22 protein-coding genes and 1 pseudogene are annotated in these 24,632 nt (G+C 69.3%); 16 read left to right on the forward strand and 7 right to left on the reverse strand.

Going from position 1 to position 24,632, the window contains the following annotated elements:
• Positions 1 to 97: pseudogene (locus tag ACLJK8_RS15810) on the forward strand (IS5/IS1182 family transposase); the annotation flags it as partial.
• Between the two features lie 493 nt (positions 98 to 590).
• Here ACLJK8_RS15810 and ACLJK8_RS15815 read toward each other — a convergent pair.
• The 5 genes from ACLJK8_RS15815 to dld all read right to left on the reverse strand — a co-directional run bounded on the left by ACLJK8_RS15815 (position 591) and on the right by dld (position 6,982).
• Complete coding sequence (locus ACLJK8_RS15815; RefSeq protein ID WP_413151310.1) at positions 591 to 1,238, reverse strand: LutC/YkgG family protein; 648 nt, start codon at positions 1,236 to 1,238, stop codon at positions 591 to 593.
• Positions 1,235 to 2,650 (reverse strand): LutB/LldF family L-lactate oxidation iron-sulfur protein, encoded by a 1,416-nt coding sequence (locus tag ACLJK8_RS15820; protein WP_413151311.1) that lies wholly within the window; start codon positions 2,648 to 2,650, stop codon positions 1,235 to 1,237. The genes ACLJK8_RS15815 and ACLJK8_RS15820 overlap by 4 nt, the downstream gene beginning before the upstream one ends.
• Positions 2,647 to 3,450, reverse strand: a complete 804-nt coding sequence (locus ACLJK8_RS15825) for a (Fe-S)-binding protein (protein ID WP_413151312.1) — start codon at positions 3,448 to 3,450, stop codon at positions 2,647 to 2,649. The genes ACLJK8_RS15820 and ACLJK8_RS15825 overlap by 4 nt, the downstream gene beginning before the upstream one ends.
• Before the next feature lie 4 nt (positions 3,451 to 3,454).
• Positions 3,455 to 5,227: an L-lactate permease gene (locus tag ACLJK8_RS15830; RefSeq protein WP_413151313.1), complete on the reverse strand. Its 1,773-nt coding sequence runs from the start codon at positions 5,225 to 5,227 to the stop codon at positions 3,455 to 3,457.
• A gap of 72 nt (positions 5,228 to 5,299) precedes the next feature.
• The gene (gene dld / locus ACLJK8_RS15835) at positions 5,300 to 6,982 is read right to left on the reverse strand and encodes a D-lactate dehydrogenase (RefSeq protein ID WP_413151314.1); all 1,683 of its coding nucleotides are present in this window, start codon (positions 6,980 to 6,982) and stop codon (positions 5,300 to 5,302) included.
• Between the two features lie 282 nt (positions 6,983 to 7,264).
• On the opposite strand from dld, the gene ACLJK8_RS15840 reads away from it, so the two are divergent.
• The 3 genes from ACLJK8_RS15840 (at position 7,265) to ACLJK8_RS15850 (ending at position 10,705) form a co-directional block, all read left to right on the forward strand.
• On the forward strand, positions 7,265 to 8,092 hold the full coding sequence (locus tag ACLJK8_RS15840) for an FCD domain-containing protein (RefSeq protein WP_413151315.1): 828 nt from the start codon (positions 7,265 to 7,267) through the stop codon (positions 8,090 to 8,092).
• A 222-nt stretch (positions 8,093 to 8,314) separates the two neighbouring features.
• The gene (locus ACLJK8_RS15845) at positions 8,315 to 9,883 is read left to right on the forward strand and encodes an arylsulfatase (RefSeq protein WP_413151316.1); all 1,569 of its coding nucleotides are present in this window, start codon (positions 8,315 to 8,317) and stop codon (positions 9,881 to 9,883) included.
• A 126-nt stretch (positions 9,884 to 10,009) separates the two neighbouring features.
• Positions 10,010 to 10,705: a Crp/Fnr family transcriptional regulator gene (locus ACLJK8_RS15850; RefSeq protein WP_413151317.1), complete on the forward strand. Its 696-nt coding sequence runs from the start codon at positions 10,010 to 10,012 to the stop codon at positions 10,703 to 10,705.
• Here the strand turns inward: ACLJK8_RS15850 and ACLJK8_RS15855 are convergent.
• The gene (locus ACLJK8_RS15855) at positions 10,653 to 10,910 is read right to left on the reverse strand and encodes a DUF1858 domain-containing protein (protein WP_413151318.1); all 258 of its coding nucleotides are present in this window, start codon (positions 10,908 to 10,910) and stop codon (positions 10,653 to 10,655) included. The two genes, ACLJK8_RS15850 and ACLJK8_RS15855, sit on opposite strands and share 53 nt — an antisense overlap.
• Before the next feature lie 124 nt (positions 10,911 to 11,034).
• On the opposite strand from ACLJK8_RS15855, the gene ACLJK8_RS15860 reads away from it, so the two are divergent.
• The 9 genes from ACLJK8_RS15860 (at position 11,035) to ACLJK8_RS15900 (ending at position 19,355) form a co-directional block, all read left to right on the forward strand.
• Positions 11,035 to 11,487: a c-type cytochrome gene (locus tag ACLJK8_RS15860; protein WP_413151319.1), complete on the forward strand. Its 453-nt coding sequence runs from the start codon at positions 11,035 to 11,037 to the stop codon at positions 11,485 to 11,487.
• Between the two features lie 10 nt (positions 11,488 to 11,497).
• Positions 11,498 to 12,841 carry a cbb3-type cytochrome c oxidase subunit I gene (locus ACLJK8_RS15865; protein ID WP_413151320.1) on the forward strand — a complete coding sequence of 448 codons (1,344 nt, stop codon included), beginning with the start codon at positions 11,498 to 11,500 and terminating at the stop codon, positions 12,839 to 12,841.
• Between the two features lie 35 nt (positions 12,842 to 12,876).
• The gene (locus tag ACLJK8_RS15870; RefSeq protein ID WP_413151321.1) at positions 12,877 to 13,671 is read left to right on the forward strand and encodes a CbbQ/NirQ/NorQ/GpvN family protein; all 795 of its coding nucleotides are present in this window, start codon (positions 12,877 to 12,879) and stop codon (positions 13,669 to 13,671) included.
• A 4-nt stretch (positions 13,672 to 13,675) separates the two neighbouring features.
• A complete protein-coding gene (locus ACLJK8_RS15875) occupies positions 13,676 to 15,562 on the forward strand; it encodes a nitric oxide reductase activation protein NorD (protein WP_413151322.1) in 1,887 nt (628 codons plus the stop codon).
• A 3-nt stretch (positions 15,563 to 15,565) separates the two neighbouring features.
• On the forward strand, positions 15,566 to 15,739 hold the full coding sequence (locus tag ACLJK8_RS15880) for a hypothetical protein (protein WP_413151323.1): 174 nt from the start codon (positions 15,566 to 15,568) through the stop codon (positions 15,737 to 15,739).
• Positions 15,718 to 15,954: an NnrT protein gene (locus tag ACLJK8_RS15885; RefSeq protein ID WP_413151324.1), complete on the forward strand. Its 237-nt coding sequence runs from the start codon at positions 15,718 to 15,720 to the stop codon at positions 15,952 to 15,954. Before ACLJK8_RS15880 ends, ACLJK8_RS15885 begins: the two co-directional genes overlap by 22 nt.
• On the forward strand, positions 15,951 to 16,643 hold the full coding sequence (locus ACLJK8_RS15890; RefSeq protein WP_413151325.1) for an NnrU family protein: 693 nt from the start codon (positions 15,951 to 15,953) through the stop codon (positions 16,641 to 16,643). The genes ACLJK8_RS15885 and ACLJK8_RS15890 overlap by 4 nt, the downstream gene beginning before the upstream one ends.
• Positions 16,644 to 16,729: 86 nt before the next feature.
• Positions 16,730 to 18,073 carry an oxygen-independent coproporphyrinogen III oxidase gene (gene hemN / locus ACLJK8_RS15895; RefSeq protein WP_413151326.1) on the forward strand — a complete coding sequence of 448 codons (1,344 nt, stop codon included), beginning with the start codon at positions 16,730 to 16,732 and terminating at the stop codon, positions 18,071 to 18,073.
• 25 nt (positions 18,074 to 18,098) lie between these two features.
• The gene (locus tag ACLJK8_RS15900; RefSeq protein WP_413151327.1) at positions 18,099 to 19,355 is read left to right on the forward strand and encodes an NnrS family protein; all 1,257 of its coding nucleotides are present in this window, start codon (positions 18,099 to 18,101) and stop codon (positions 19,353 to 19,355) included.
• Between the two features lie 4 nt (positions 19,356 to 19,359).
• Here ACLJK8_RS15900 and ACLJK8_RS15905 read toward each other — a convergent pair whose 3' ends face one another.
• Entirely contained in the window at positions 19,360 to 20,367 is a 1,008-nt protein-coding gene (locus ACLJK8_RS15905) for a zinc-dependent alcohol dehydrogenase family protein (RefSeq protein ID WP_413151328.1), read from the reverse strand.
• Positions 20,368 to 20,861: 494 nt separating this feature from the next.
• On the opposite strand from ACLJK8_RS15905, the gene ACLJK8_RS15910 reads away from it, so the two are divergent.
• The 3 genes from ACLJK8_RS15910 (at position 20,862) to ACLJK8_RS15920 (ending at position 24,618) form a co-directional block, all read left to right on the forward strand.
• On the forward strand, positions 20,862 to 21,017 hold the full coding sequence (locus ACLJK8_RS15910; protein WP_413151329.1) for a hypothetical protein: 156 nt from the start codon (positions 20,862 to 20,864) through the stop codon (positions 21,015 to 21,017).
• 281 nt (positions 21,018 to 21,298) lie between these two features.
• The gene (locus tag ACLJK8_RS15915) at positions 21,299 to 24,226 is read left to right on the forward strand and encodes a CHAT domain-containing protein (RefSeq protein WP_413151330.1); all 2,928 of its coding nucleotides are present in this window, start codon (positions 21,299 to 21,301) and stop codon (positions 24,224 to 24,226) included.
• Positions 24,226 to 24,618 (forward strand): hypothetical protein, encoded by a 393-nt coding sequence (locus tag ACLJK8_RS15920; protein ID WP_413151331.1) that lies wholly within the window; start codon positions 24,226 to 24,228, stop codon positions 24,616 to 24,618. The genes ACLJK8_RS15915 and ACLJK8_RS15920 overlap by 1 nt, the downstream gene beginning before the upstream one ends.
• Positions 24,619 to 24,632: the final 14 nt, after the last annotated feature.

Raw genomic sequence — 24,632 nt, forward strand, 5'->3', positions numbered from 1 at the left:
CAAGGACCGGCGCCGCGTCGCCACTCGATACGACCGATGCGCCCACACATTCATGAGTGCCATCCGCATCGCAGCGACCGTCATCTTCTGGTTATGAGTCCTGACCCTAGGCACCCGCATTAGCCCGTCGGCTTGGGGAGAGAGTTGGCGCTGATCATCACCGACGGCTTCCGGAGGTACGCTTTACCCGGATCCTGCGGAGCCGGCGTCGATCTTTCGCCCTCCCAAGCGGGCTCATCCCTGGCTGCGCGGCGCTCAAGGCGGTCGAAGGCCAGATTGGCGAGCGTCAGCTTCGCCTCGGCGCGGGCCAGCCCGCTCGCGCGGATGAAGGGCCCGAAGCGGGTCCTCTGATGCGCGAAGACATGACGTTGGAGTCAAACCACTAGCATCTCCGGCAGGATCATCGCAACGATCGGGCCATCACGGTCTTTCCGGGCGAGGCTCTGACCCGACTCAGCGGCACGCTCGGCGATGCGCCGGACCAGAACCTCGCCGCGATCGCGCTGGCGGCGCAAGCGCTCATCGCCGCCGCCCTCGCCTATCGCCAGTCGCCGGCGATGGCGCCGCGGGGATAGGCGCCGACGCGGGCGTCAGCCGACGAGGATCACATGGACGAAGCCGGGTCCATGCGCGCCCCGGACGTAGCTGCCCTCGATATCGGTGGTGCCGCTCGGCCCGGTGATCAGGATCGTGTTGCGTGCCGGACCATCGCCCCGCGCGCGTTCCGCCTCAATCCGCGCCGCGTAATCCTCGAGATGGCCGAGGATATCGGCGGTTCGCAGCACCACGACGTGATGGAGCGGCAGGAAGGCGAGCAGGATCGGCGTTTCCGCGCCCGAATGGATCACCACCGAGCCCGACTCGGCGACCCCGAACCGGGCAAGGCCGACGCCCACCGGAGCGTCGGACGCGATGTCGCGCGTCGGCGCGACCTCGCCCCAGTCGAGCGGCGCGAGATCGCCGTCCACCGCGACGGGACCCGCGAGCCCCTGCGCGGCGAGATAGTCCGCCACCGCCGCGGGGACGGCGGAAAGATCCTCCGCGCGGCCGATTGTCGTGCCGATCGCGGTAGACTTCTCGATGAAGGACTCGACCGCCGTCCCGGCGACGAGACGCGGCCGGATCGCATCCGCGTCGTCGAGCAGCGCCGCGGCTTCGGCGGCGATCGCCGCCGGGTCCCGCGCGGGATTGCCCAGCCCCTCGCGGACGGCGGTCAGGATACGGTCACGCGCGCTCATTTCCGGCCCTCCTGACGTGCCCGGTACTGCTCCATGAAGGTCTTCTTCGCCGGGGTCGGCAGGTCGCGGTACGCGGTCCAGCCGCCCGCGAGCGGCAGCGACCCGATCCAGCCGCTCTTGCCGAACAGCCGCAGCGCCCGAACCCCCGCCCCGCTCGCGAACCGGTAGAGGCCCGGCCGCCGCGCCAGCCAGGCCCAGAGGCCCAAGCCCGCGCGCATCGCCTTCGGCTCCAGATTCTCGCGCCAGCTTCGTCCGCGCCAGGCGCGGAGCAATGTCGGCAGCGGAATGCGGACCGGGCAGACCTCGGCGCAGCGCCCGTTCATCGTGCAGGCGAAGGGCAGGTCGCGCGACTGCTTGAGCCCGTCGAGCACCGGCGTCAGTACCGCGCCCATCGGGCCGGGATAGGTGCCGCCATAGGCATGGCCGCCGATCTGGCGATAGACGACGCAGTGGTTCATGCAGGCACCGCATCGGATGCAGCGCAGCATCTCGCGGAACTCGTCCCGGATCATCCGGCTCCGCCCGTTGTCGACGAGGACGATATGCATCTCCTCCGGCCCGTCCGCGTCTCCCGGGCGCTTCGGCCCCCGGTGGAAGGTCGTGTACTGCGTGAGTTCGCCCCCCGTCGCCGACCGCACGAGAAGGCGCAGCAGCGCGAAGGCATGGCCGGTCGTGGGGACCAGCTTCTCGATCCCCGCCGTGACGATGTGAACCCTTGGCGGCGTGGTCGTGAGCTCCGCGTTGCCCTCGTTGGTCACGGTGCAGGTGGCACCGGTGTCGGCGACGAGGAAATTCGCCCCCGAGATCCCGACATCGGCGCCGAGGAACTTCTCGCGCAGGATACGTCGCGCGCTCATCACCATCGAGGCCGGGTCCTCGGCGTTCGGCGGCGGGTTGTGGCCCTCGCGGAAGAGCACGGCCACCTGCTCCCGCGTCCGGTGCATCGCGGGCCAGATGATATGCGAGGGATGTTCGCCCGCGAGCTGGATGATGTGCTCGGCAAGATCGGTCTCGACCCGCTCGATTCCGGCCTCGGCGAGCGCGTCGGGCAGGCCGATTTCCTCGCCGAGCATGGATTTCGACCGGGTAACGAGCTTCGCCCCCGCCTCGCGGCAGAGGCGCACGACGATGGCGCGCGCCTCCGCGTCATCCGCCGCCCAGTGCACCTTGGCGCCCGAGGCGGTGGCGTTCCGCTCGAAGGTTTCGAGATAGTGGTCGAGGTTGGCGACCACATGGTCCTTGATGGCCTTGCCCCGGTCGCGCGCCGCCTCGAATTCCGGGAAGGCGCCCACCGCCGCGGCGCGCTTGGTCTCCGCCGTGCCGGTGGTGCGGTCGATCGCCGTCTTCAGCGTCCGGTCGCCGAGCGCCGATTTGGCGCGGGCCTTGAAATCCTGCTGGACCGCCGCGTTCATTCCGGTTCTCCGATGGCTGGGCCGTCCGCCATTCCGGCGACGACCTCCACTGTGTGGAAGCAGCGGACCTTCGAGCCCTCGCGGTGGAGCTTGCCCGCCATGTTCATCAGGCAGCCGAGATCGCCCGCGAGCAGGAGATCGGCGCCGGTCCGTTCGATCGCCGCCGCCTTCTCGCCGACGATCCCGTTCGAGATCGCCGGATACTTGACGCAGAACGTGCCGCCGAAGCCGCAGCAGACATCGTTGCCTTCTAGGGGCCGCATTTCGAGCCCGTCGACGGCGCCGAGAAGCTTGCGCGGCTGCGCCTTCACGCCGAGCTCGCGCAGGCCCGAGCAGCTGTCGTGATAGGTCGCGCTGGCGGCGAGACTCCTCCCCTCCGGCGCGTAGCCCATCACATCGACGAGGAAGCTCGTGACCTCCCAGGTCTTCTTCGCCAGCGCCCGGGCGCGGGGACCCCATTCGGGGTCCTTCGCGAAAAGCTCCGGATAGCCGTGCGAGATCGTGCCCGCGCAGGAGCCGGAAGGGGCGACGAGATAGTCATAGGGCTCGAAGGTCGCGATGACCTGGCGCGCGAGGGACGCCGCGTCGGCGTCGTCCCCGCTGTTCCAGGCCGGCTGGCCGCAGCAGGTCTGCGCGGCCGGCACTTCGACGCGACATCCGGCCTCCTCGAGAACCTTCAGCGCGGCGAAGCCGATCCGGGGTCGCATCGCATCCACCAGGCAGGTGACGAACAGGGCGACCCGCGGGGAAACGCCGGGGGAGACGCCGGGTGCCAGACGGGGGCCGGATGTCTCTGTCATGGCCCTACCCCGCCGTGACCGGGGCGGGGGCCCGGCCCCGGTTCATCGCCATCAGCGCGATGACCGCGACCGCCCAGACGATGGCGAGGACCCACCAGATGTTGAACCCGCCGGCGATGAGCGCGGTGCCGATCAGCCCGCCCTGCACCACGTAGTAGCCCATCGGGATCAGCGTCTTGCGGATGATCTCGCCCTCGCGGTCGACGAGGCCGACGGTGGCCGAGGCCGCGACGACGTTGTGCACGCAGATCATGTTGCCCGCCGCGCCGCCGATCGCCTGCAGCGCCACCACGAGCGCCGCGCCGGTGGCGCCGAGCCCGATCTGTTCCGCCGTCGAGAACTGGAACAGCGAGAACATCATGTTGGAGATCGTGTTCGACCCGGCGACGAAGGCGCCCATCGCCCCGATCAGTGGCGCGAAGAGCGGCCAGGCCTGACCGGTGAGCGCGGAGACGCCCTCGGCGAGAACGATCGGCATCGAGGAGAGCCGCTCGGAGGCCGAGTTCAGGAACACCTGCACCATCGGCACGGCGAGGAGCAGCGCCGGGGCGGCGGCGATCATGGTCGAGCCAGAGGAGCGGAGCGCCCGGCCATAGTCTCTCGCCGTCATCTTGTGCAGGAAGAAGGTGAAGAGCGAGGCGAGGATCAGGATCGTGCCCGGCAGATAGAGGATCTGCACCGTCGCATTGATGCCGGAGCCGAACAGGTCACGCAAGGCGAGCGTCATCTCGGGCGAGGTCAGGAACGCCTTGACCGGCGCGATGGTGCGGGTGAGCACGAGCATCAGCACGACGAAGACATAGGGTGCCCAGGCCTTGCCCAGCGCCATGATCGGCGCGTCGGCCTTGTGGTCCTCGAGATCGTCGAGCTTGCCAACCCAGGCCGGGTCCCAGTCCTTGCGCGCCGGGAAGTCGAAGGTGTCCTTCGGCATCAGGAAGCCGCGGCGCGCCGCCGGGATGACGATGAGAAGGCCGATGATGCCGCCGACGAGCGAGGGGAATTCCGGCCCGAGCAGCGAGGCGATGATGTAGTAGGGAACGGTGAAGGCGAGACCCGCGAAGAGCGCGAATTTCCAGACCCGGAAACCTTCCATGAACGACCGGTTGGCCCCGAAGAAGCGCGTCAGCATGCCGATCATCAGGAGCGGGATCAGGAAGCCGACCAGACCGTGGATCAGCGCGACCTTGGCGGCGATGCCGAAGAGGTATTCGAGGAAGGGCACCGGCGCGATGGTCTGGTTGACGATCTCCTGGTCGAGCAGGCCGGTCCTGACGCCGACGAGAATCGGCGTTCCGACGGCGCCGAAGGAGACAGGCGTCGACTGGATGATCAGCGTCACCATGACCGCGGCCATCGCCGGAAAGCCGATCGCGACGAGAAGCGGCGCCGCGATCGCGGCCGGCGTGCCGAAGCCCGAGGCGCCTTCGATCAGCGCGCCGAAGAGCCAGGCGATGATGATCGCCTGGATGCGGCGGTCCGGCGAGATCCGGGTGAAGCCGCCCCGGATCGCGCGGATACCGCCGCTTTCCTCGAGCGCGTAGAGCATCAGGATGGCGCCGAAGACGATGTAGAGCAGGCTCGCCGCCGTCACCACGCCATTGACGGTGGCGCCCGCCACCTTGGCGAAATCGGTGCCCCAGACCACCAGCGCGGTGATCACGGTCACGACATAGGCCACGAACATCGAGAATTTCGCCGATCGCGCGAGAACGACGAGCAGCACGAATACCGTTGCGATGGGCAACAATGCGAGCAGGAACGTCAGAAAGGCTGGCATACTCTTCCTCCAATCCCGGACGGCTTCCGGCGCCCGGTTGATCCGATTAATTGATTGATGGGCGCGGCGCCGTCAGTGCCAGTGCGCGCATTTCGACGTATGGCCGATCCCCGGGTTGAGGCTGTTGGTGGGATCGAGCGACTTGTAGAATCCCGCCAGCGCGGGCTTCGCCTCGTAGAGATGGCCGACATTGTGCTCGGCCGGGTATTCCGCCCCCCGCCGGTCGAGCAGCCGCCACATCTCGTGTTCGAGCGCGAGGCAGTCATTGCCCTTCCTCACCACGTAATCCTGATGGAAAACGTGACAGAAGAAGTGGCCGTAGTAGAGCTTCTTTTCGATCTTCGCGTCGATTTCCGGCGGCAGTTGCTCGACCCAGTCGCGGTCGTCGCGGCGGAGCGCGATGTCGAGCGCGACGATATCCTCCACCTCGCGGTGATGGACGGCGCGGTAGCGCACCGCCGCGCCCGCGACGGCGAAACGGTGCAGGAAGGCCGCCTTCCCCTCCTCGCCCGTGCATTCGAAGACATCGCCCGTCGCCGAGGGGAAGAGCGTCGCGAGGTACTTCCGCGCCTCGGCGATCCCTGTCCCGCCCATGCGGAGCAGCAGGTGATGCTCGTAGCGGTCGCGGAACTCGTTCATCCGCTTCGGCAGATGCTGCGGCGCGAGCCCCGCCACCGCCTGCGCCAGCCGGTCGGTGAGCGTGGCGCCGAGGCCGAGCCGTTCGGTCACCGCGTCGGCCTTCGCCTTCGCGGCGAAGAAGGCGGGCATCCGGTCGGTCCCGGCCTTCTGGATGAAGAGGAAGGTGTCCTTGCCGTATTTCGCCGCGATGTCATAGGCGTCGCGGTGGATGTACTCGCCCGCGATCGGCAGGGTCTCGAAATTCGCGAGGATGTCGCGGCGGATCACCGTCAGTTCGGTGGGATCGTTGGTCCCGATGTAGAAGACCGCCGTGTCCTTCTCCGCCTCGAACGTGTCGAGCCGCACCGCGAAGACCGCGAGCTTGCCGGCGCAGCCCGCCGCCTCGCGGAGCCGTCGCGGATCGGCATTGAAGCGCGCGGGCGTCGCCGCGTCCACGTCGCGGACATGGGAGACATATTCGCGGTCCGATCCCCAGGCCTCGGTCGCGTCGGGTTTCGGCAGGTCGCCGCGCTCGACGCGCGCGAGGATCTCCTCGGGATCGTTGCCGAGCGGCAGGCCGAGATGGTTGACGAGCGCGACGGTGCCGTCCTCGCGCACCTCGGCGTAGAGGCTCATCTCGGTATAGGCCGGGCCCCGCTGGATCAGCGCGCCGCCGGAATTGTTGCAGATGCCGCCGAGAACCGAGGCGCCGATGCAGGAGGAACCGATCACCGAATGCGGCTCGCGCCCGAGCGGGCGGAGCGCCTTTTCCAGCGCGTCGAGCGTCGCGCCGGGCAGGCAGACCACCTGCCGCCCCTCCTCGATCAGATGCAGCCCCTTCAGGCGGCGCAGGCTCACGAGCACGATCTCGCGGTCATAATCGTCGCCCCAGGGCGTCGATCCGCCTGTGAGCCCGGTATTGGCCGCCTGGAAGATCACCGCCCGTCCGGCGGCGATCGCCGCGTTCAGGACGCGCCATTGCTCGACGAGGCTGCCGGGGCGCACGACCGCCGTCACCTTGCCGGAACCGAAACGGAACCCGCGGGTATAGCCTCGGGTGTCACGCTCAGAGGTCAGCACATGCGACGGTCCGACGATACGGCGCAGGTCGGTGAGCAGCGTTTCCGCGGCGCTCATGCCCGCCACCACGCGCGCGATGTGCCGGGCATGAGCCGGGCACGGGTTGAGACTCCAGGGCGAGGCATCATCCGGGCTTCCTCCGTTTCGCGGCCCGGGCGAGGACATGCACCCGCGTCCGACCGTCATCCGTGGCGCGGTGGCCACCGGTTTTTTCTTGTCGGTCGGTTCTCGATCTGAACCGTCCTGAAATCTTGGTAAACTATTTTTACCATGATCGTCAATCACGAAAATATCTTCACCGATCCCCGCCCACCGGGTAAGGTAGCTCCGGAAACGCCGGTGCCGGCGAAAGGGCCGGAACGCGAGGCGAAGGTGGTGAAGGACGGAATCAAGGGCGTGGGCGCGGCGGAATCGACCGCGCGCCATATCGAGGATCTGATCCTCGAAGGCTCGCTCCGCCCGGGCGAGCCCTTGCTACCCGAGCGCGAGATGGCGCTGCGGCTCAATGTCTCCCGGCCGACATTGCGTCAGGGAATCAAGCTGTTGGAGGATCGGGGGCTCTTGACCGCGGACCAGAGCGGCGCGCGGGTGATCGCGCCCATCGCGACCAGTATCACCGATCCGCTGATCGAGCTCATGTCGAGCCGGGGCGAGGTGGTCGATGACTATCTCGAACTGCGCGGAACGCTCGAAGGCATGGCGGCGAAGCTCGCGGCGACGCGGGCGAACGACGTCGATCGCGAGGGGCTTCGCCGCTGCATGGAGCGAATCGACGCCGCCCATGACAAGGCCGATCCGCATGACGAGGCCGACGCCGATGTCGATCTGCATATCGCGATCTACGAGGCGAGCCACAACATCGTGCTCCTGCAGATCATGCACGCGCTCTCGGGCATGCTGCGCCGGGGCGTGTTCCACAACCGCGAGAAACTCTATTCCCGTTCGGAAGTCCGCGAGGTCCTGCTCGGGCAGCACCGGGCGATCTACGAGGGCGTGATGAGCCGCGACCCCGCCGCCGCCGGCCGCGCCGCCGAGGAGCACATGGCCTATACCCAGCGCGTGCTCGCGGAAATCTCCGCCGCCGAGGCGCGGCTCGAGATCTCCCTGCGCCGAATCGATGGCGGCAACCTGAGTTCCCGGTCGCGCGCGAGGAACAAGGCGGGCTGAAACGGGACGGCCCGAAACTCCGTCGCGTCCGGTACTCTAGCGTACTCTCGCGCGATCGGCGATCCGCCGGCCGCCGCCGACACTCGCGGTTGCGAAGACGGAATTAACCGGCGCCGGAGGCGGCGGTCACGCTGGCTCTGATCGCAGAAGCCGTGACAGTATGCGGCCAGTCGCTTTACGCGCGATTCCATTAGGATCGGCGCGCAGGGAAGGATCATTGCGATGTTCAGAAAATTTTCCGGATGCGCGCTCGCGCTCACTCTGTTGTCCACGACCGCGATCGCGCAGGAGACCTCGGCCACACAGGAGTCCGCGGCGACGGAGGAAGCGGCTCGCCCGAACATCCTGGTCATCTGGGGCGACGACGTCGGGATGTGGAACATCTCGGCCTATCACCGCGGCATGATGTGCTGCGGGACGCCCAACATCGACCGCATCGCCAACGATGGCATGCTCTTCATGGACCACTACGCGCAGGCGTCCTGCACCGCCGGACGGGCGGCCTTCATCACCGGGCAGTATCCGCTGCGGGTCGGACTCGCGACGGTCGGCCTCGCCGGCTCGCCCATCGGCCTGCAGGCCGAGGACCCGACTCTCGCCGAGATGCTGAAGCCGCTCGGCTATCGCACCGCCCAGTTCGGCAAGAACCATCTCGGCGACCTCGACGAGCACCTGCCGACCGCGCACGGGTTCGACGAATTCTACGGCATCCTCTATCACCTGAACGCGGGTGAATACGTGGAGCAGGACGACTACCCGACCGAGCTCTTCGATCAGGCGGGGATCAAGCAGCGCGGCGTCATCCATTCCTACGCCGCCGAGGACGGCGGCGAGCAGCGGATCGAGGATCTCGGCAATTTCGGGCGGGAATGGCAGCGAACGCTCGATCAGGATGTGCTGGAGCAGTCCAAGAGCTTCATCACCGAGGCGGCGCAGGCCAACGAGCCGTTCTTCGTCTGGCACAACACGACGCGGATGCACTACCGGACGAACCTCGACGACAACTACGACGGGATCACCGGCACCGGCAACGTCTATGCCGACGGCATGGTCGAGATGGACGACGACGTGGGCGAACTGCTCGACCTGATCGACGAGCTCGGCCTGTCTGAGAACACGATGGTGATGTTCTCGACCGACAACGGGGCGGCGTCGAACTCGTGGCCGGACGGCGGCAACCAGCCCTTCCGGGGCGAGAAGGGCGTCGGCGGCTATGAGGGCGGCTTCAAGGTGCCGATGATGGTGAAATGGCCGGGCGTCATCCCCGCCGGCACCACGACGGGCGAGCCCATGACGATGGAGGACTGGATGCCGACCATCATGTCCCAGCTCGGCCAGCCGGACCTGAAGCAGGATCTGCTCGACGGCGCCGATATCGGCGGCACGAACTACCGCGTGCACCTCGACGGCTACGACCAGACGCCGATCCTGACGGCTTCGGGTCCGAGCAACCGGCAGGAGTTCTTCTTCCTGACCGAGACGACCTTCCACGGCATGCGCTACGGTGAATGGAAATTCCTCTTCACCGAACAGGACAAGTGGTTCAACGGCGTCCAGAACAAGCTGATCACGCCGCTCATCACCCGCCTCGACCTCGACCCGTTCGAGCGCTTCCATGAGGCGCGCGGCTTCGACGAGTGGCAGGAGAACCGTTCCTGGGCGCTCGCCCCGGCGATGGGGGTGGTGCAGCAGTTCTTCCAGTCGTTCGAGGACTACCCGCCCCGGCAGGCGAGCGTGAACTTCGATACCGAAACGATCATGCAGGACATGATGCGCTCGGGCGGCCGCTGAGCTCGGCCCCAGGGAGGCGGCCGGCTGATCCCGGCCGCTTTCCGCGCTGGCGGCACGGCGCCGCTTTACACTCCCGGCGACAGGACTAAGTACCGGATTCACGCGCAGCCACGGGTGCGACCGGTCGTGTCCAGACTCGATGAAAGCCTCCTCGCCAGCCTCCCGCCCTTCTCGAGGCTCGCGCGACCCCTGATCCGTGAGATCCTCGATCTCGCGACGCCGCGCCGCTATCCGGAGGGCGCGGCGGTGTTTCGCGAGGGCCTCCCCGCGGAACGCTTCTTCCTCCTGCTCGACGGTTTCGTCCGCGCGACCCGGACCCTGCCGACGGGGGACCAGATCATCGTCCTGCACGTTTCGCCCGGCCAGCTCTTCGGGATCGCACCGGCCCTCGGCCGCGACACCTATCCCGGGACGGCGATCGCCGCGTCCGAGTCGATCGTCCTCGCCTGGCCAGCCCGCCTCTGGGCCAGCTTCTCCAGCACCTATGACGGTTTCGCGACCGAGACCTACCGGACCGTCGGCGCGCGGATGGGCGAGTTGCACGAGCGGATCGCCGAGCTCGCGACGAAGGCGGTCGAACAGCGCGTCGCCTCGGCCCTGGTGCGCATGGTGAATCAGTCCGGCCGCAAGACGGTGGAGGGGATCGAGATCGGCTTTCCCGTCACCCGGTCCGATATCGCCGAGATGACCGGGACCACGCTGCATACCGTGAGCCGCCTGCTCTCCGCCTGGGAGCGGGACGGCATCGTCCGGGGCGGCCGCCGGCAGGTCATCGTGTCCGCGCCGCACCGTCTCGTGGTACTGAGCGGCGCCGCGGAGTAGGCTCCGAGACCGCGGCCCGAAGCTCTGCCCGAAAGGCGGCCTCGTCGAGTCCATAGTCGCGACAGGCGTCCGCGACCGTGTGGAACGGCGCGATCGGGCAACCCACGCAGGCCATCCTTCGTCTCCAGAACACCCGGACGGTGCCGGGAAAGGTCCGGAACAGGTCGGCGAGCGGAAGGTCGGGATCGTCGATGTCGCGCGTCATTGCTTCGTGCCTCGCGAACCCTACTGGCGCGGCGGACACGGCACTTCCTTGCGCGATCGCAACGAGCGCGGCCGAAAGCGGGAGTACCGGGAGAAGACCGGTAACCAGCGAGGGAAGGACGGCGATGTCCGAGATTCTCACCAAGGCGCGGGCGCGCAACGTCTTTTACGGCGGATCGCTGTTCTTCGCCGGCGTCTTCGTCCTCATGACCTGGCACAGCCATCGCTACATCGTGAACACATCGACCGCCGCGCTGCCGCTGACCGAGGAAGTCGCGCTCGGCAAGCACGTCTGGGAACGCAACAGCTGCATCAACTGCCACACGCTGCACGGCGAGGGCGCCTATTTCGCCCCCGAGCTTGGCAATCTGGCGACCCGCTGGGGCGTCTATGACGATCCCGACGGCGCATTCGACATGATGAAGGCCTGGATCGAGGCGCAGCCCTCCGGGATCGAGGGCCGCCGCCAGATGCCGCGTTTCGAGCTCACGGACGAGGAGATCCGCGCGGTCTCCGAATTCCTGCGCTGGGCCGATCACAACGACACCCAGAACTGGCCGCCGAACGACGCGGGCTGAGGAGAAAGCGATGAAGTACCAGTCCCAGAAGGTCGCGCTCGCCTATTTCGCCGTGGCGATGGCGCTTTTCGCGATCCAGGTGCTCGGCGGGCTGCTCGCCGGCTGGATCTATGTCTCGCCGAACACGCTCTCCGAGGTGCTGCCCTTCAACATCGTGCGGATGATCCACACCAACGCGCTGATCGTCTGGCTGCTGCTCGGCTTCTTCGGCGGGACCTACTACCTGCTGCCCGAGGAGACCGAGCGCGAACTCTTCTCGGTCCCCCTCGCCTATCTTCAGCTCGCGATCCTCGTCGTCGGCACGCTCGGCGCGGTCGTGAGCTATCTCGCCGGCATCCATGGCGGGCGCGAGTTCCTCGAACAGCCGCTCTGGGTCAAGGTCGGCATCCTCGTCGCAGCGGTGATCTTCCTCGTCAACGTCTCCATGACCGCGCTGATGGGCCGCAAGACCACGATCACCAACATCCTGCTGCTCGGCCTCTGGCTCCTGTCGCTGCTTTGGATCTTCGCCTTCATCAATCCGGACAACCTCGCCCTCGACAAGCTCTACTGGTGGTTCGTCGTGCATCTCTGGGTCGAGGCGACCTGGGAACTGGTGATGGCCGCGATCCTCGGCTTCCTGATGCTGAAGCTGACTGGCGTCGACCGCGAGGTGGTCGAGAAATGGCTCTATGTCATCGTCTCCTGCGCGCTCTTCTCCGGCATTCTCGGCACCGGCCACCACTATCTCTGGATCGGCACGCCGAGCTACTGGCAGTGGACCGGCACGATCTTCTCGATCTTCGAGGTGGCGCCGTTCTTCGCGATGATGAGTTTCGCCTTCATCATGGTCTGGAAGGGGCGCAAGAACCATCCGAACAAGGCGGCGCTGCTCTGGTCGCTCGGCTGTTCGGTGGTCGCCTTCTTCGGCGCGGGCGTCTGGGGGTTCCTGCACACGCTGCACGGCGTCAACTACTACACCCACGGCACCCAGGTGACGGCGGCGCACGGGCATCTCGCCTTTTATGGCGCCTATGTGATGCTGAACCTCGCGATGATCACCTATGCGATGCCGGTGCTGCGCGGCCGCGATCCCTATAATCAGGTGCTGAACATGGCCTCCTTCTGGCTGATGACGAGCGGGATGGCGTTCATGACCTTCACGCTCACCTTCGCGGGCGTCATCCAGACCCATCTGCAGCGTGTCATGGGGATGTACTTCATGGAGGTGCAGGACGAACTCGCGCTCTTCTACCTGATGCGCTTCGGCGCCGGGCTCGCGGTCGTGATCGGCGCGCTTCTCTTCATCTACAGCCAGTTCGTCACCCGCCGCGAGGTGATCAAGCCCGGCCCGGTGGCCGTTCCGGGAGAGTGAGATGCCGGGAAGATTGAGATGCGCGGGAGAGTGAGATGAACGTCCAGGCACCCGTCGCCGCTCCGTTCTACCGGCCCGTCGCGGACGAATGCGCCGTCTTCGAGGCGGCGCACCGCGCGGGCCTGCCCCTGCTCCTGAAGGGACCGACCGGCTGCGGCAAGACCCGCTTCGTCGAGCACATGGCCGCGCGGCTCGGCCTGCCGCTCTTCACCGTCGCCTGCCATGACGACCTCTCGGCGGCGGATCTGATCGGCCGCTACCTGCTCAGGGGCGGCGAGACCGAATGGGTGGACGGGCCGCTCACCCGCGCGGTGCGCGCGGGCGGGATCTGCTATCTCGACGAGGTGGTGGAGGCGCGCAAGGATGTGACGGTCGTGCTGCACCCGCTGACCGACGACCGCCGTCGCCTCCTGATCGACCGGACCGGCGAGGAACTCGCGGCGCCCCGGTCCTTCATGCTGGTCGCGAGCTACAACCCCGGCTACCAGTCGATCCTGAAGAAGCTGAAACCCTCGACCCGGCAGCGCTTCGTCTCGATCGGCTTCGATTTTCCCGATCCGGCGACCGAGACGGCGGTTCTCGCCGCGGAGACCGGGCTCGACGCCGCGCGGGCGGGGGCGCTGGTCCGGCTCGCCGGACATATCCGCAAGCTCTCGGGCATGGATCTCGAGGAAGGCGTCTCGACGCGGCTCCTCGTCTACGCGGGGACGCTGATCGCGGGCGGCATGGCGGTCGAGCGGGCGCTGGAGGCCGCCATCGTCGCGCCGCTCTCCGACGATCCGGATACGCAGCAGGCGCTGCGCGATCTCGCGGCCTCGGTCTACGGCTGACGCGATGATCCATCCGCTCGACCTCCTGGAGCCGGAAGAGACGGTCGGCAACCTCTGGCACGGCTGGGCCAGCCGGCGGGCGGAGAGCGCGCACGCGGGCGCCGCGGTCGGCTTCGACGCCATGCGGCCGAGCGTCACCACGCTCTTTCGCGCGCTGGGCGGGTCGCCCTCGGCCGAGATCCTGCCCGCGCCCGCCGCCGTTCCGGGCCACCGCGCCGAGCTTCGCGTCGGAGCGGTGCGCGAGCTTGTCCATGTGGCGGATTTCAGCGGCGACCGGCTGCGCCTGCCCCCGGTGATCGACGCCTTCCCGGAGCGGGAGCTGAACCGCGCCGCCTATCTCTGGCTGTCGGCGGTGGCGGCCAGCGTGGTCCTTCCCGAACCTGAACACGGGATCGAACACGGGCCCGAGGACGATCCGCTCCGCGCCGACCTGGCCGAACTCGCGGCGCTCGCCGCCGCGACGCGCGCCGCGCTCGAACGGTGCCCCGGCCTGCGCAAGGCCCAGGCGGCGATGTCCCGGCATGTCGGCGTGACACGCCGCCGCCCCATCCTGCCGCGCGCCGAGGCCGAGGTGGAACGCGCCGTCCGCGCGCTGCTCGACGGCGGAACGATTCCCGCGACCGCGCGGCGCGCGCCGCGCGGCTACCGCACCTACGCGCCGGTGGCGATCTGGCCCCGGCTGATCCGCCACGACGCGGCGGGCGAGCCGGTGCCCGATGGCGACGAGGGCAACGGCCCGAGCGTTCCGACCACGACCCGCAAGACGGGAAAGCGCGAGGAGCGGGATCAGGCGAACCGCAAAGACAGTTTCATCATTCATCGCTTCGAGGCGATCATGTCGTGGGCGGAGAGCCTGAACATCAACCGGACGACGGACGACGACGACGCGGAGAATGCCCAGAAGGCCGCCGAGGATCAGGATCACATCACGCTCTCCGACCAGATCCGCCGCGCCGCCTCGCGGCTGCGGCTCTCTCTCGACCTCTCGCCCCGCGACGCCGAGCACGAGCGGCTGGCCGGGCGCTTCACCTATCCCGAGTGGAACCACCGCGCCCGGTCCTACATGGAGGATCACGTCCGCGTGCTCGAAGCCGAAGGCGTGCCGGAAGCGGGTTTCACGTCCGACCCGCGCCTCGTCGCCCGGGTCCGGCGCCAGTTCGAGCCACTGCACCCGCGCCGTGTGCTGCTCTCGCGCCAGATCGACGGCGCCGACCTCGATCTCGACGCCGCGGTGGCGAGCCGGGTGGCGATCCGGGCGGGTGCGACGGGGAGCGACCGGATCTGGCAATCCTCCCGCGCCAGCGCGCGGGATCTCTCGGTCGCGATCCTCATGGACTGCTCGCGCTCGACGGAGGCCACGGTCGGCGACCGCGCGGTCATCGACACGGCCCGGCACGCCGTCGCGGCGCTCATGGCGGGGATCGGCACGGCTGGCGACCGGCTCGGGCTCTGGGGCTTCGCCTCGCTCCGCCGCGACCGGGTGTTCCTGACCCGCGCCAAGGCCTTCGACGAGCCGATGTCGCATGAGGTCATCGCGCGCCTCGGCGGCTTCCGCCCCGGCCATTACACCCGGCTCGGCGCCGCGATCCGCCATGCCTCGGCGATGCTGGCGCGGGAGACGGCGGCCCGGCGCCTCTTGCTCGTGCTGACCGACGGCAAGCCGAACGACCTCGACCATTACGAAGGCGTCCACGGCATCGAGGACAGCCGGATGGCGGTGCGCGAGGCCCGCGCGCTCGGGCAGGTGGTGCATGGCGTCATCGTCGACGCCGACGGGCAGGACTGGTTCGCCCGCATCTTCGGCCGGGGCGGCTTCACGCTCCTGCCCGACCCGGCACGGCTTGCCCGCGCGCTGCCCGGGATCTATCAGACCCTGACGATGGAGACCTGAATCATGCGGATGCTCTGCTTCCTCCTCGCATTCACCCCGGCGCCGCTCCTCGCCGCGACCTTCGAGCGGCCGGTGCCCGAGGGCGAGACCGGCACCGCGGCGATCTCCTACGCGCTCGCCTCGCTCGGCCTCGTCCTCGCGCTCGGAGCCGCGCAATGGCTGGTCAGCCGCCGCTGAACCCGGGCTGGCGGCTGACCGCCGCGATCTATCCGTTCGCGGCGGGCGCGGCGGCGGTGAACCTCTATTTCGTCTTCCTGATCCTGAGCTGGATCGGCCTGGCCGTACCGGGGCCGGCCTACGCCGTCGTCGGCGGACTGATCCTCGGATTGCCGGCCGCCGGGATCTTTGCGCGCCATATCCGCCGGCTGATCGCCGAGGCGGAGAGGCGGTGACCTGGCTGCCCTTCGCCGCCGCGTTTCTCGTCTTCGTCGCCTCGCATTACCTGCCGGCGGTCACCGGTCTCCGCGAGGCGCTGATCGCCCGCTACGGGCGCCGCGTGTATTTTACAGGTTACGGCCTGCTCTCGCTCGTCATCCTCGGCTGGCTGATCGTGGCGGCGGCGAACGCGCCCCATGTCGCGCTCTGGCCCGCGCCACCCTGGACGCGCTGGCTGCCGAACATCGCCATGCCCCTCGCCTTCGTGCTCGCCACCGCCGGGATCGGCATGGCCCAGCCCTTCACGCTCGGAGGGCGCGGGGCCGCGCGGTTCGATCCGAGCGATCCCGGCCTCGCCGCCGTCACCCGCCATCCGCTCCTGCTCGCGCTGGCACTCTGGTCCGGCGCGCATCTCGTGGCGAACGGCGATCTCGCGCACGCGCTGCTCTTCGGCGGCTTCCTCGCCATGGCGCTCGCGGCCATGCGGGTCGCCGACCGGCGCGCGCGTCGCGAACTGACACCCGGGGAGGCGAAAGCGTTCTTCCGGAACACTGCGCCGCTCTCGCTCGCGCCGCTCGGCGATCCTGACTGGCGCCGCCGCGCCCTGCCGGGCCTCGCGCGGCGCGCGCTCGTCGGGCTCGCCCTCTGGCTCGCGGCGCTCATGGCCCATGGATCGCTGATCGGCGTGTCGCCATTCCCGCTCTGAGCGGGGCCCGCCTCCCGCGCGCAACTCCGCGTGCAACTTGATCCGGCGCAAGGACCGCGGGCGGCGGAGCATGCGAAACGCGGCGCATGGACCAGATCGCCCGCCTTCGTCAGTTCGGCCTCTTCGACAGCCGCGTGCCCCGGTACACCAGCTATCCGACCGCGCCCAATTTCTCGCCCGCGACCGGCGCCGACTTCCAGGCCGACTGCCTCCGCCGGGTCGCCCCGGGCGCTCCGGTCTCGGTCTACGTCCATATCCCGTTCTGCGAGCGCCTGTGCTGGTTCTGCGCCTGCCATACGCAGGGCACGAAGACCCTCGCCCCGGTCGAAGCCTATGTCGCGGCGCTCGAATCCGAACTCGCGCTGGTCGCGCGCCGCCTGCCGCCCGGTGTCCGCATGGGCCGGCTGCACTGGGGCGGCGGGACACCGACGATCCTGCCGCCCGCGCTCATCCATCGGCTCGCCGCCGCGATCCGCGCCGCCATCCCCCCGGCGGAGGCATTCGATTTCTCGGTCGAGATCGATCCGACGCTGGTGGATCGCGCGAAGATCGAGGCGCTGGCGGCCGAGGGCCTGACGCGCGCGAGCCTCGGGATTCAGGATTTCGATCCTCTCGTTCAGCGCGCCATCGGCCGTCTCCAGAGCCCCGAGGCCACCGCCCGCGCGATCGCCGATCTCCGCGCCGCCGGCATCGCCTCGCTCAACGCGGATCTCGTCTACGGCCTGCCGCGCCAGACGGAAGCCCGGCTCGCGGCCACGGTCGAACAGGTTCTCGCCCTCGCACCCGATCGTGTCGCGATCTTCGGCTACGCGCATGTGCCCTGGGTCTCCAAGCGGCAGCGGCTGATCGACGAGACGACGCTGCCCGGCGATCTCGACCGGTTCCGCCTCGCGACGCTCGCCGCCGACCGGTTCGCCGCCGCGGGCTATCGCCGGATCGGGATCGACCATTTCGCGCGGCCGGGAGACGCGCTCGACACGGCGGCCCGCGCGGGCCGGTTGCGCCGGAACTTCCAGGGCTACACCGAGGACGACTGCCCGGTGCTCATCGGCCTCGGCGCCTCCTCGATCTCGCGTTTCGAGCAGGGCTATGTCCAGAACGCGCCCGCGGCCCAGGCCTGGCAGAAGCGGCTGGCCGCTGGGGACCTTCCCGGCGTCCGCGGCCATGCGCTGAGCGCGGACGACCGCCTGCGCGCGCGGGCCATTGAGGCATTGCTCTGCGATTTCCGTCTCGACCTCGCCGCGCTCGGCGAGGGCGCGGAGAGCCTGCGTCCCATCGTCGCCGAGGTCGCCGCGCGGTTCGGTGATCTCGTCACCGCCAGCGCCACGCGCCTCGCCATCCGCCCCGAAGCCGCGCCGCTCGCCCGCATCATCGCTAGCGCCTTCGACGCCTATCTCGCGGAGGGCGGCCGCTTCAGCCGCGCGTCCTAGCGCGCGCCCCAGGGCCGAGGCAAGGATGACCACGGGCGAGGATACGGAGGAGATCATGACCGCCGCGCAGCCAAGGCAAAGTTCCCGACGGGCCGGTGTCGGCCGCGGCATCCCCCGCGGGCTCCGCCGGGACGGCCCTGCCCTCTTCTCCTACGGCTTCCGGCCGTTCTTTCTCGGCGCCGGGATCTTCGCCCCGCTTGCCATGGCGCTCTGGATCGCGGCGCTCGCCACGGGGCTGCCGGTCGGCGGCGACTACGGCGCGGTCGCCTGGCATGGCCACGAGATGCTGTTCGGCTTCGGCGCGGCGGTGCTGGCCGGGTTCCTGATGACGGCGATCCCGAACTGGACGGGTAAGATGCCGCTTTCCGGCAGGCCGCTCGCCGCGCTCGCGGGACTCTGGCTCGCGGGACGCGTCGCGATGCTGGGCGCGGGATGGATCGGCGTGACCGCGGCCGTCGCCATCGACGCGCTGTTCCTGCCGGCGCTGCTCGCCGCCTGCGCGCGGGAGCTGATCGCGGGCGGAAAGTGGAGCGAGCTGAAGGTGCTCGGCGGCGTCGCCCTCATCACCGTCGCGAACATCGGCTTCCACGCCGAGGTCCTGCTGACCGGCGCGCCGGGGCTCGCCGCGCGGGCCGGCGTGGCCGGCTACGCGCTGCTGGTGATGATCATCGGCGGCCGGATCGTCCCGAGCTTCACGCGCAACTGGCTGGCGGCGCGCGGGGAAACGCGGCTGCCGGTGCCGTTCAACCGGGGCGACGGGATCTCGATCCTGCTCTCGCTCGTCGCGCTCGCGCTCTGGGTCTTCGTCCCCGAAGGGCCGGTCGCGGTGGCCGCGGGTCTCGCGGGCCTCGCCATCGTCGCCTTGCGGATGGCCCGGTGGCGGGGCGCCGCGACCTGGCGCGAGCCGCTGCTCCTCGTCCTCCACGTCGCCTTCGGCTTCGTCGGACTGGGCTTCCTCGCCATGGCGGCGGGCGGGGCCGGGCTCATGCCGCCGGCGGCCGCCATGCATGTGATGATGGTCGGCGGCATGGCGGGAATGATGCTCGCCGTGATGACCAGGGCGACGCGGGGGCATACCGGGCGACCACTGACGGCCACGGTTCGCACCACGGCGGCCTATGCCTGCCTCTTCGCCGCCGCGCTGGCGCGCCCGGCGGCGGATCTTCTCGGAGCGCCGCGCCTTCTCGAAGCGGCGGCGGCGCTCTTCATCGCGGCCTTCCTGCTGTGCCTCTCGGAATACGGGCCGATGCTCGTCCGGCCCCGCGCACCCCGCGCGGACTGAGGGCCTAGATCGTCAGGCCGATCTTGCCGAAATGGCCGCCGCTCGCCTGGAACTCGAAGGCGCCCCGGAGGTCGTCGAGCGGGAAGCTTCGGTCGATGACCGGACGGATGCCGGTGGCTTCGAGCGCCACGACGAAGTCTTCCTGGTGGCGGCGGCTGCCGACGATCAGGCCCTGAAGCCGCTGCTGTTGCGCCATGAGCTGCGCGGTCGGAACCTCGCCGCCCATCCCGGTCAGCACGCCGATCAGCGCGATATGGCCGTTGTCGCGCGCGGCGGTGATGGATTGCGCGAGCGTCGCGGGTCCGCCCACCTCGACCACGTGATCGGCGCCCCGGCCATCGGTCAGGCGCCGGATCTCCGCGCCCCAGTTCTCGTTGGAGCGGTAGTTGATCACCGCGTCCGCGCCGAGTTCCTTGACCCGTTCGAGCTTCTCGTCCGACGAGGAGGTCGCGATGACCCGCGCGCCCATCGCCTTGGCAAGCTGGAGCGCGTAGATCGAGACGCCGCCGGTCCCGAGGACCGCGACGGTATCACCGGCCCGCAGCCCGCCGTTCACGACCAGCGCGCGCCAGGCCGTCACCCCGGCGGTCGTGATCGTGGCGGCTTCCTCATGCGACCAGCCGGCGGGCGAGCGCGTCACCCAGAAGGCGGGCACGGTCACGAGCTCCCGGGCATAGCCGTCGACCCCGTCGCCCGGCGTGGTGGAGAAGTTGCTCGGACCATCGGGCCCGTCGATCCAGCCGGGGAAGAAATGCGAGACCACGCTGTCGCCGACCGCGAATTCGCTCACGCCCTCGCCCACCGCCTCGACGACGCCGGCGCCGTCCGACATCGGTATCCGGGGGGTCGAGAGAAATCCCGGGATGCTGGCCACGAGATAGTCGTGAAAGTTGAGCGAACTCGCATGAACCCGGATGCGAACCTGCCCGGGCCCCGGGTCCGGAGCGGTGGCGACGTCCTCGAGTCGAAGCGCGTCCAGCCCGCCCTCGGCCTGCAGCATGATCTGTTTCACTCAACCCTCCTTCGATCCGTGTTTTTGTTCGATATAAAGCACCGGCGCCGGGCTTGGTTCCGAGCGCGGAGATCGAATAGCGCATCGCGACACGTTCCGCGAGCTTAACGATCGGCTCCCGGCCCTCCGCGCGACACCGCGGATACCATGACGGGGCTGCTTGGGAGGGACGGTTCGGTCTGCTATACTGTTCTCATTTACACCTTCGCATGCGTGTTTCATGAAACGTCGCGCCGCCGTCAGCGTGAACAGCTCGATGGATCTCGCGGAGGTCCGCGGCGTTCCGAACGTGGTCTTCGTCTCGGATGCCTGCCGGGATGTCAGCGGGGCGCTGAGCTTGCAGCAGCTTAGCCCAGTCCCGGACTTTCCCAATCTCGCGGAACTGAGCAATAACGTCTGCAAGGTGGACCTCATCCGCGCGCCGCTTCGCGGCGCCGAGTTCTCGCCGCTGCTCTCCGACGCGCTTCGCGCCGCCTATAGCGAGCCGGAGCATCGTGGCGCTCAATCCGCTCGACGACACCTACTTCCCGACGTCGCCGTCGATCGAGAACGACGCCGGGCTCGACAACGACACCGGCAACCGCCACGGCGTCACCGGCTATCTCGACGACCGCGCGGTGGTAACCCGGATCGCGAAGATGCCGCGGTGAGCAGCGGACCGGTCTCGCGCCCCGATCCGCCGGCGCGTGGGTGATCGATGCCGGATGAGGAGCCCGGTTCCGGGGGAGGCGGTGCTTCGGATGTGGCTGTCTCAAGGCGTGAGCCAAGAGAAGTGCGACAAATTGGTGAGTGACATCCTGATCGAATCGCTCTATTCACGTCATCTTATCGAGCATAATATGATACTTCGTCATATATATGCCTGACATCTATTGACCATGTCTCTCTCGATGTGGAGACGGGATTTGGCTCATCGCAAGACACTCAGAAAATGTCTTCCAGAGCAGATCAGATAAGCGCGACGGACATCGACTGGACCAATTTCGACCGGCTGTTCCGTCCGGCGAGCGCCGAGGCGGCCGGGATCGTCGAACGGCTTCTCGCCGGCGAGGACGTGCCCGCGCCGGAGACGGCGGATGTCGCCTCGCAGGTCAATCTCAGGCTGAGGCAGCGCGCGCTGATCCAGGCATCGCCGCCCGCGGCGGTGACCTATCTCCATCGGCTGTCGAGCCGGTTCCTCGACGGAACCGACGGCCTCGACACGGCGGAGGAGGCCCGGGTCACGAAGGTACTGCTCGGCGTCGATCAGCTGATCCGCGAAGCCTCCGCGCAGGAGGCGATGGCGCCCGACACCGCGCTCGATGTGCTTGGCCGGGCACGGAGGCTCCTCGAGGGGGTCGGGCAACCGGCGTCGCGGCGCAAGCGGATCGACGTCGAGGACTACGCCGCGTTGATCGAGGCGGCGCGGGGGCGGGCCTGCGCCGCGGGCGGCCGTCATGACGAGGCCGAGGTGGCCTTCTGGGCCATCGTCGAACTGCGCGACCGCTCCGCCGTCACGGGGGGCCAGCTCTTTCCCGCCATCATCGCCTATGTGGACCGCTTCGGCCGGCGCAACCCGGACCGGGCGCTGACCCGCCTGATCCCGCTGGTGCGCCATCGCCTCGGCGATCTCGGCACCTGCGAGAGGGTCGCGCTTCTCATGACGCTCGCCGACCTCTACCAGGGTATCGGCGATGTCGAGGCCGCCCGCCAGGTGGCCCGTGACACGGCGGCGACCCTCGCCGAGGCGGGTCTCCCGACCCCGGAAACCGCCAAGCCGCAAGCCTTGCTGGACGCGGTGACCGCGCTCTCCGTGACACCGTTCGGGATCGGCCAGCCGACCCGTGTCGAGCGCCACCGCCGTTTCATGAGCATCGCTCTCGCGCTCCTGAAACGCGCGAGCATCCTGCGGTTGGAGGGGGCCGATCGGGCGGCGGGGCACGACGCGGTCATGGAATGGCTGCCCGAGCTGATGGACATCGCCGCGAACCGCATCTCGCAAATGGGCGGGGTGCCGGACCCGGATTTCGACCGCGGGCCCGGGCAGGCACCCCGCGGGCTGTCCGACGCCCACCCCATGTTCCGCCCGCGCGACCCCGGGCCGGTCCGCGAATTCGCCGCGCTCGACGCGCGCGCGGAACTGGAGGGAGCCTCTGAACCGCTCGCCACCGAACTGGAGGCGCTGGCGGCGGCGGCGCGGCTCCAGCCGGCGCTCGCGGCGCGGGCGCTGACGCTCGCGGCGGAGATGCGCGCCGAGCTTGGCAACGCGCCCCGCGCCGTCACGGGCTATCTCGCCGCGGCCGAGCGCGCCCGCGCGGCCGACGACCTGACCCAGGAGATTCACGCGGTCCTTGGCCTGGCGCTGATGCCCGATCCGGTCAGGGACCAGCGGACCAAGCGCGCCGACCTTCGCCCGCTCATCGACCGGATCGAGGATCGGCGCGCAAAGCTGAACGCCGCCTACCTCCCCTCGGCCTTCATGTCCGACAAGGTCATGCCCTATGGTCTCGCCATGCATTACGCGGGCCAGGCGGGAGACGATGCCGAACGGCTCCGGCTGATGGAGCGCCTGCGCGCCTTCGAGATCCACGGACCGCCGCTCGCTGGCCCCGCCACCGACACGCTCCGCTGCGAGGTCGCGGCGCTCTCCGACCGGCTCCGCGCCGAGCGCGACCCGTCGGTCGCCGCGCGGCTCAGGGTCGAGCGCCGCCTCGCCTGGGACGAGCTGATGATCGCGCGGCCGCGCGCCCGGCCCGATTTCGACCTCGACGCGCTCCGCGCGAGGCTCGACGGGACCGCGGTGCTCAGCCTCTTCTACATGGCGCCGGGGGTGCTCGACATCACGCTCGTCACCGCGCGCGAGCTGATCCGGACCAGACGCCTGCTCGGCGAATTTCCGGATTTTGGCGCCTGCCTCGCGGCGGCGACCGAGCCCGCGAAACTGAACCGGGAGCTGCCCGGCCAGCTCGAACGGCTGGCCGAGATCCTGCTGCCAGCGGAGATGCGCCCCGCCCTCGAAGCCGCTTCCGAGATCGTGATCGCACCGCACCGCGACCTGCACGGGCTGCCCTGGACCGCCCTGCCGCTCGGAGGGCACCCGCTCGTCCTCGGGCGGCCCGTCGCGACGGTGCCCAATCTGACCGTGCTCACCCGCCCGGCGCGCGGGGACAGGCCCGGGGCGGGGTTCTTCGGGGTTGGCGCCCGGAAGACGACCGTCACGCTCGACGGGGGAAGCCCGCTCATCGATCTCGCGCGCGCCGAGGCGCAGACCTCGGGCGCCGCCGCGCATTTTCCCGGCGCCGCCTCCCTCGTAGGCGACGCGGCCACGCGCGCGGCCTTCCTCACCGACCCGAGGCTCCGCGCGGCGGGCATCGTCTTCTTCGCCCTGCATGGCCGGGACGTAGCCGACGCGTCGCTCGCCCGCGCGCCGATGGAGGCCTGGCTCGCCTTCCCCGACGGGATCATCGACGGTATCGACCTGGCCTGCCTGCCGCTCAGCGCGCGGCTGGTCGTGGCGACGGCCTGTTTCTCCGGCCGCCGCGCCACCCGCCTCGAAGGGATCGAGACGCTGCCCGCCGATGCGCTCTACGGCCTCCAGTCGGCCTTCCTGCTCGCGGGCGCCGAGTCGGTTCTCGGCACGCTCTGGCAAGCCGACGACACCGCCGCAGCGCTGATCACCGAACACCTGTTCGAGGCGCTGGCGGGCGGGGCGCTTTCGGGCGGGGCACGGCCCGCCGAGGCGCTCCACAGGGCTGTGCGCGCCTATCTTGCGACACCGGGCCTCAAGCGCTACCAACGAAGTCCTTACGTCTGGGCGCCCTATTGCCTGACCGCGTTCTCGCCCGCGGTTCTCGCCCTGAACGACAGCGGAGCAACCTGATGGAACACTCCATACTGGCCGAGGCCGTCCTGCCGCCCGGCACAGAACCCGAAGTCGCCGAGGAAGCGGCGGAGCTTCTGCGAAGCGCGCTGGCGGCGGAGGCGGACCTGACGGACCCCGAGGTGAGCGTCAGCGCCGAGCGCGCCAGTGCCACGCTCTCGCTCATCCTCGACGCGATCGTGACCCACGGTCCGCGGGTCGTGACCGTCGCCGCTGGCGCGACGACCGTCATCAAGGCGATCGAGGCCGCCAAGGCGCTCTGGAACTCGTCGAAGGCCGAGAGCCTCACGCCCGCGCAACGGCTGATCGCGGAACTGCCGATCGAGAGCATCAAGGTCCAGCGCCCTGATGGCACGCTGATCCCGATCACGGAGTTGATGGGGGAGTCCTGAGCCGGAGGCCGGGC

This window comes from Amaricoccus sp. W119 (genome assembly GCF_047275745.1).
In the GTDB taxonomy this organism is placed as follows: Bacteria; Pseudomonadota; Alphaproteobacteria; order Rhodobacterales; family Rhodobacteraceae; genus Amaricoccus.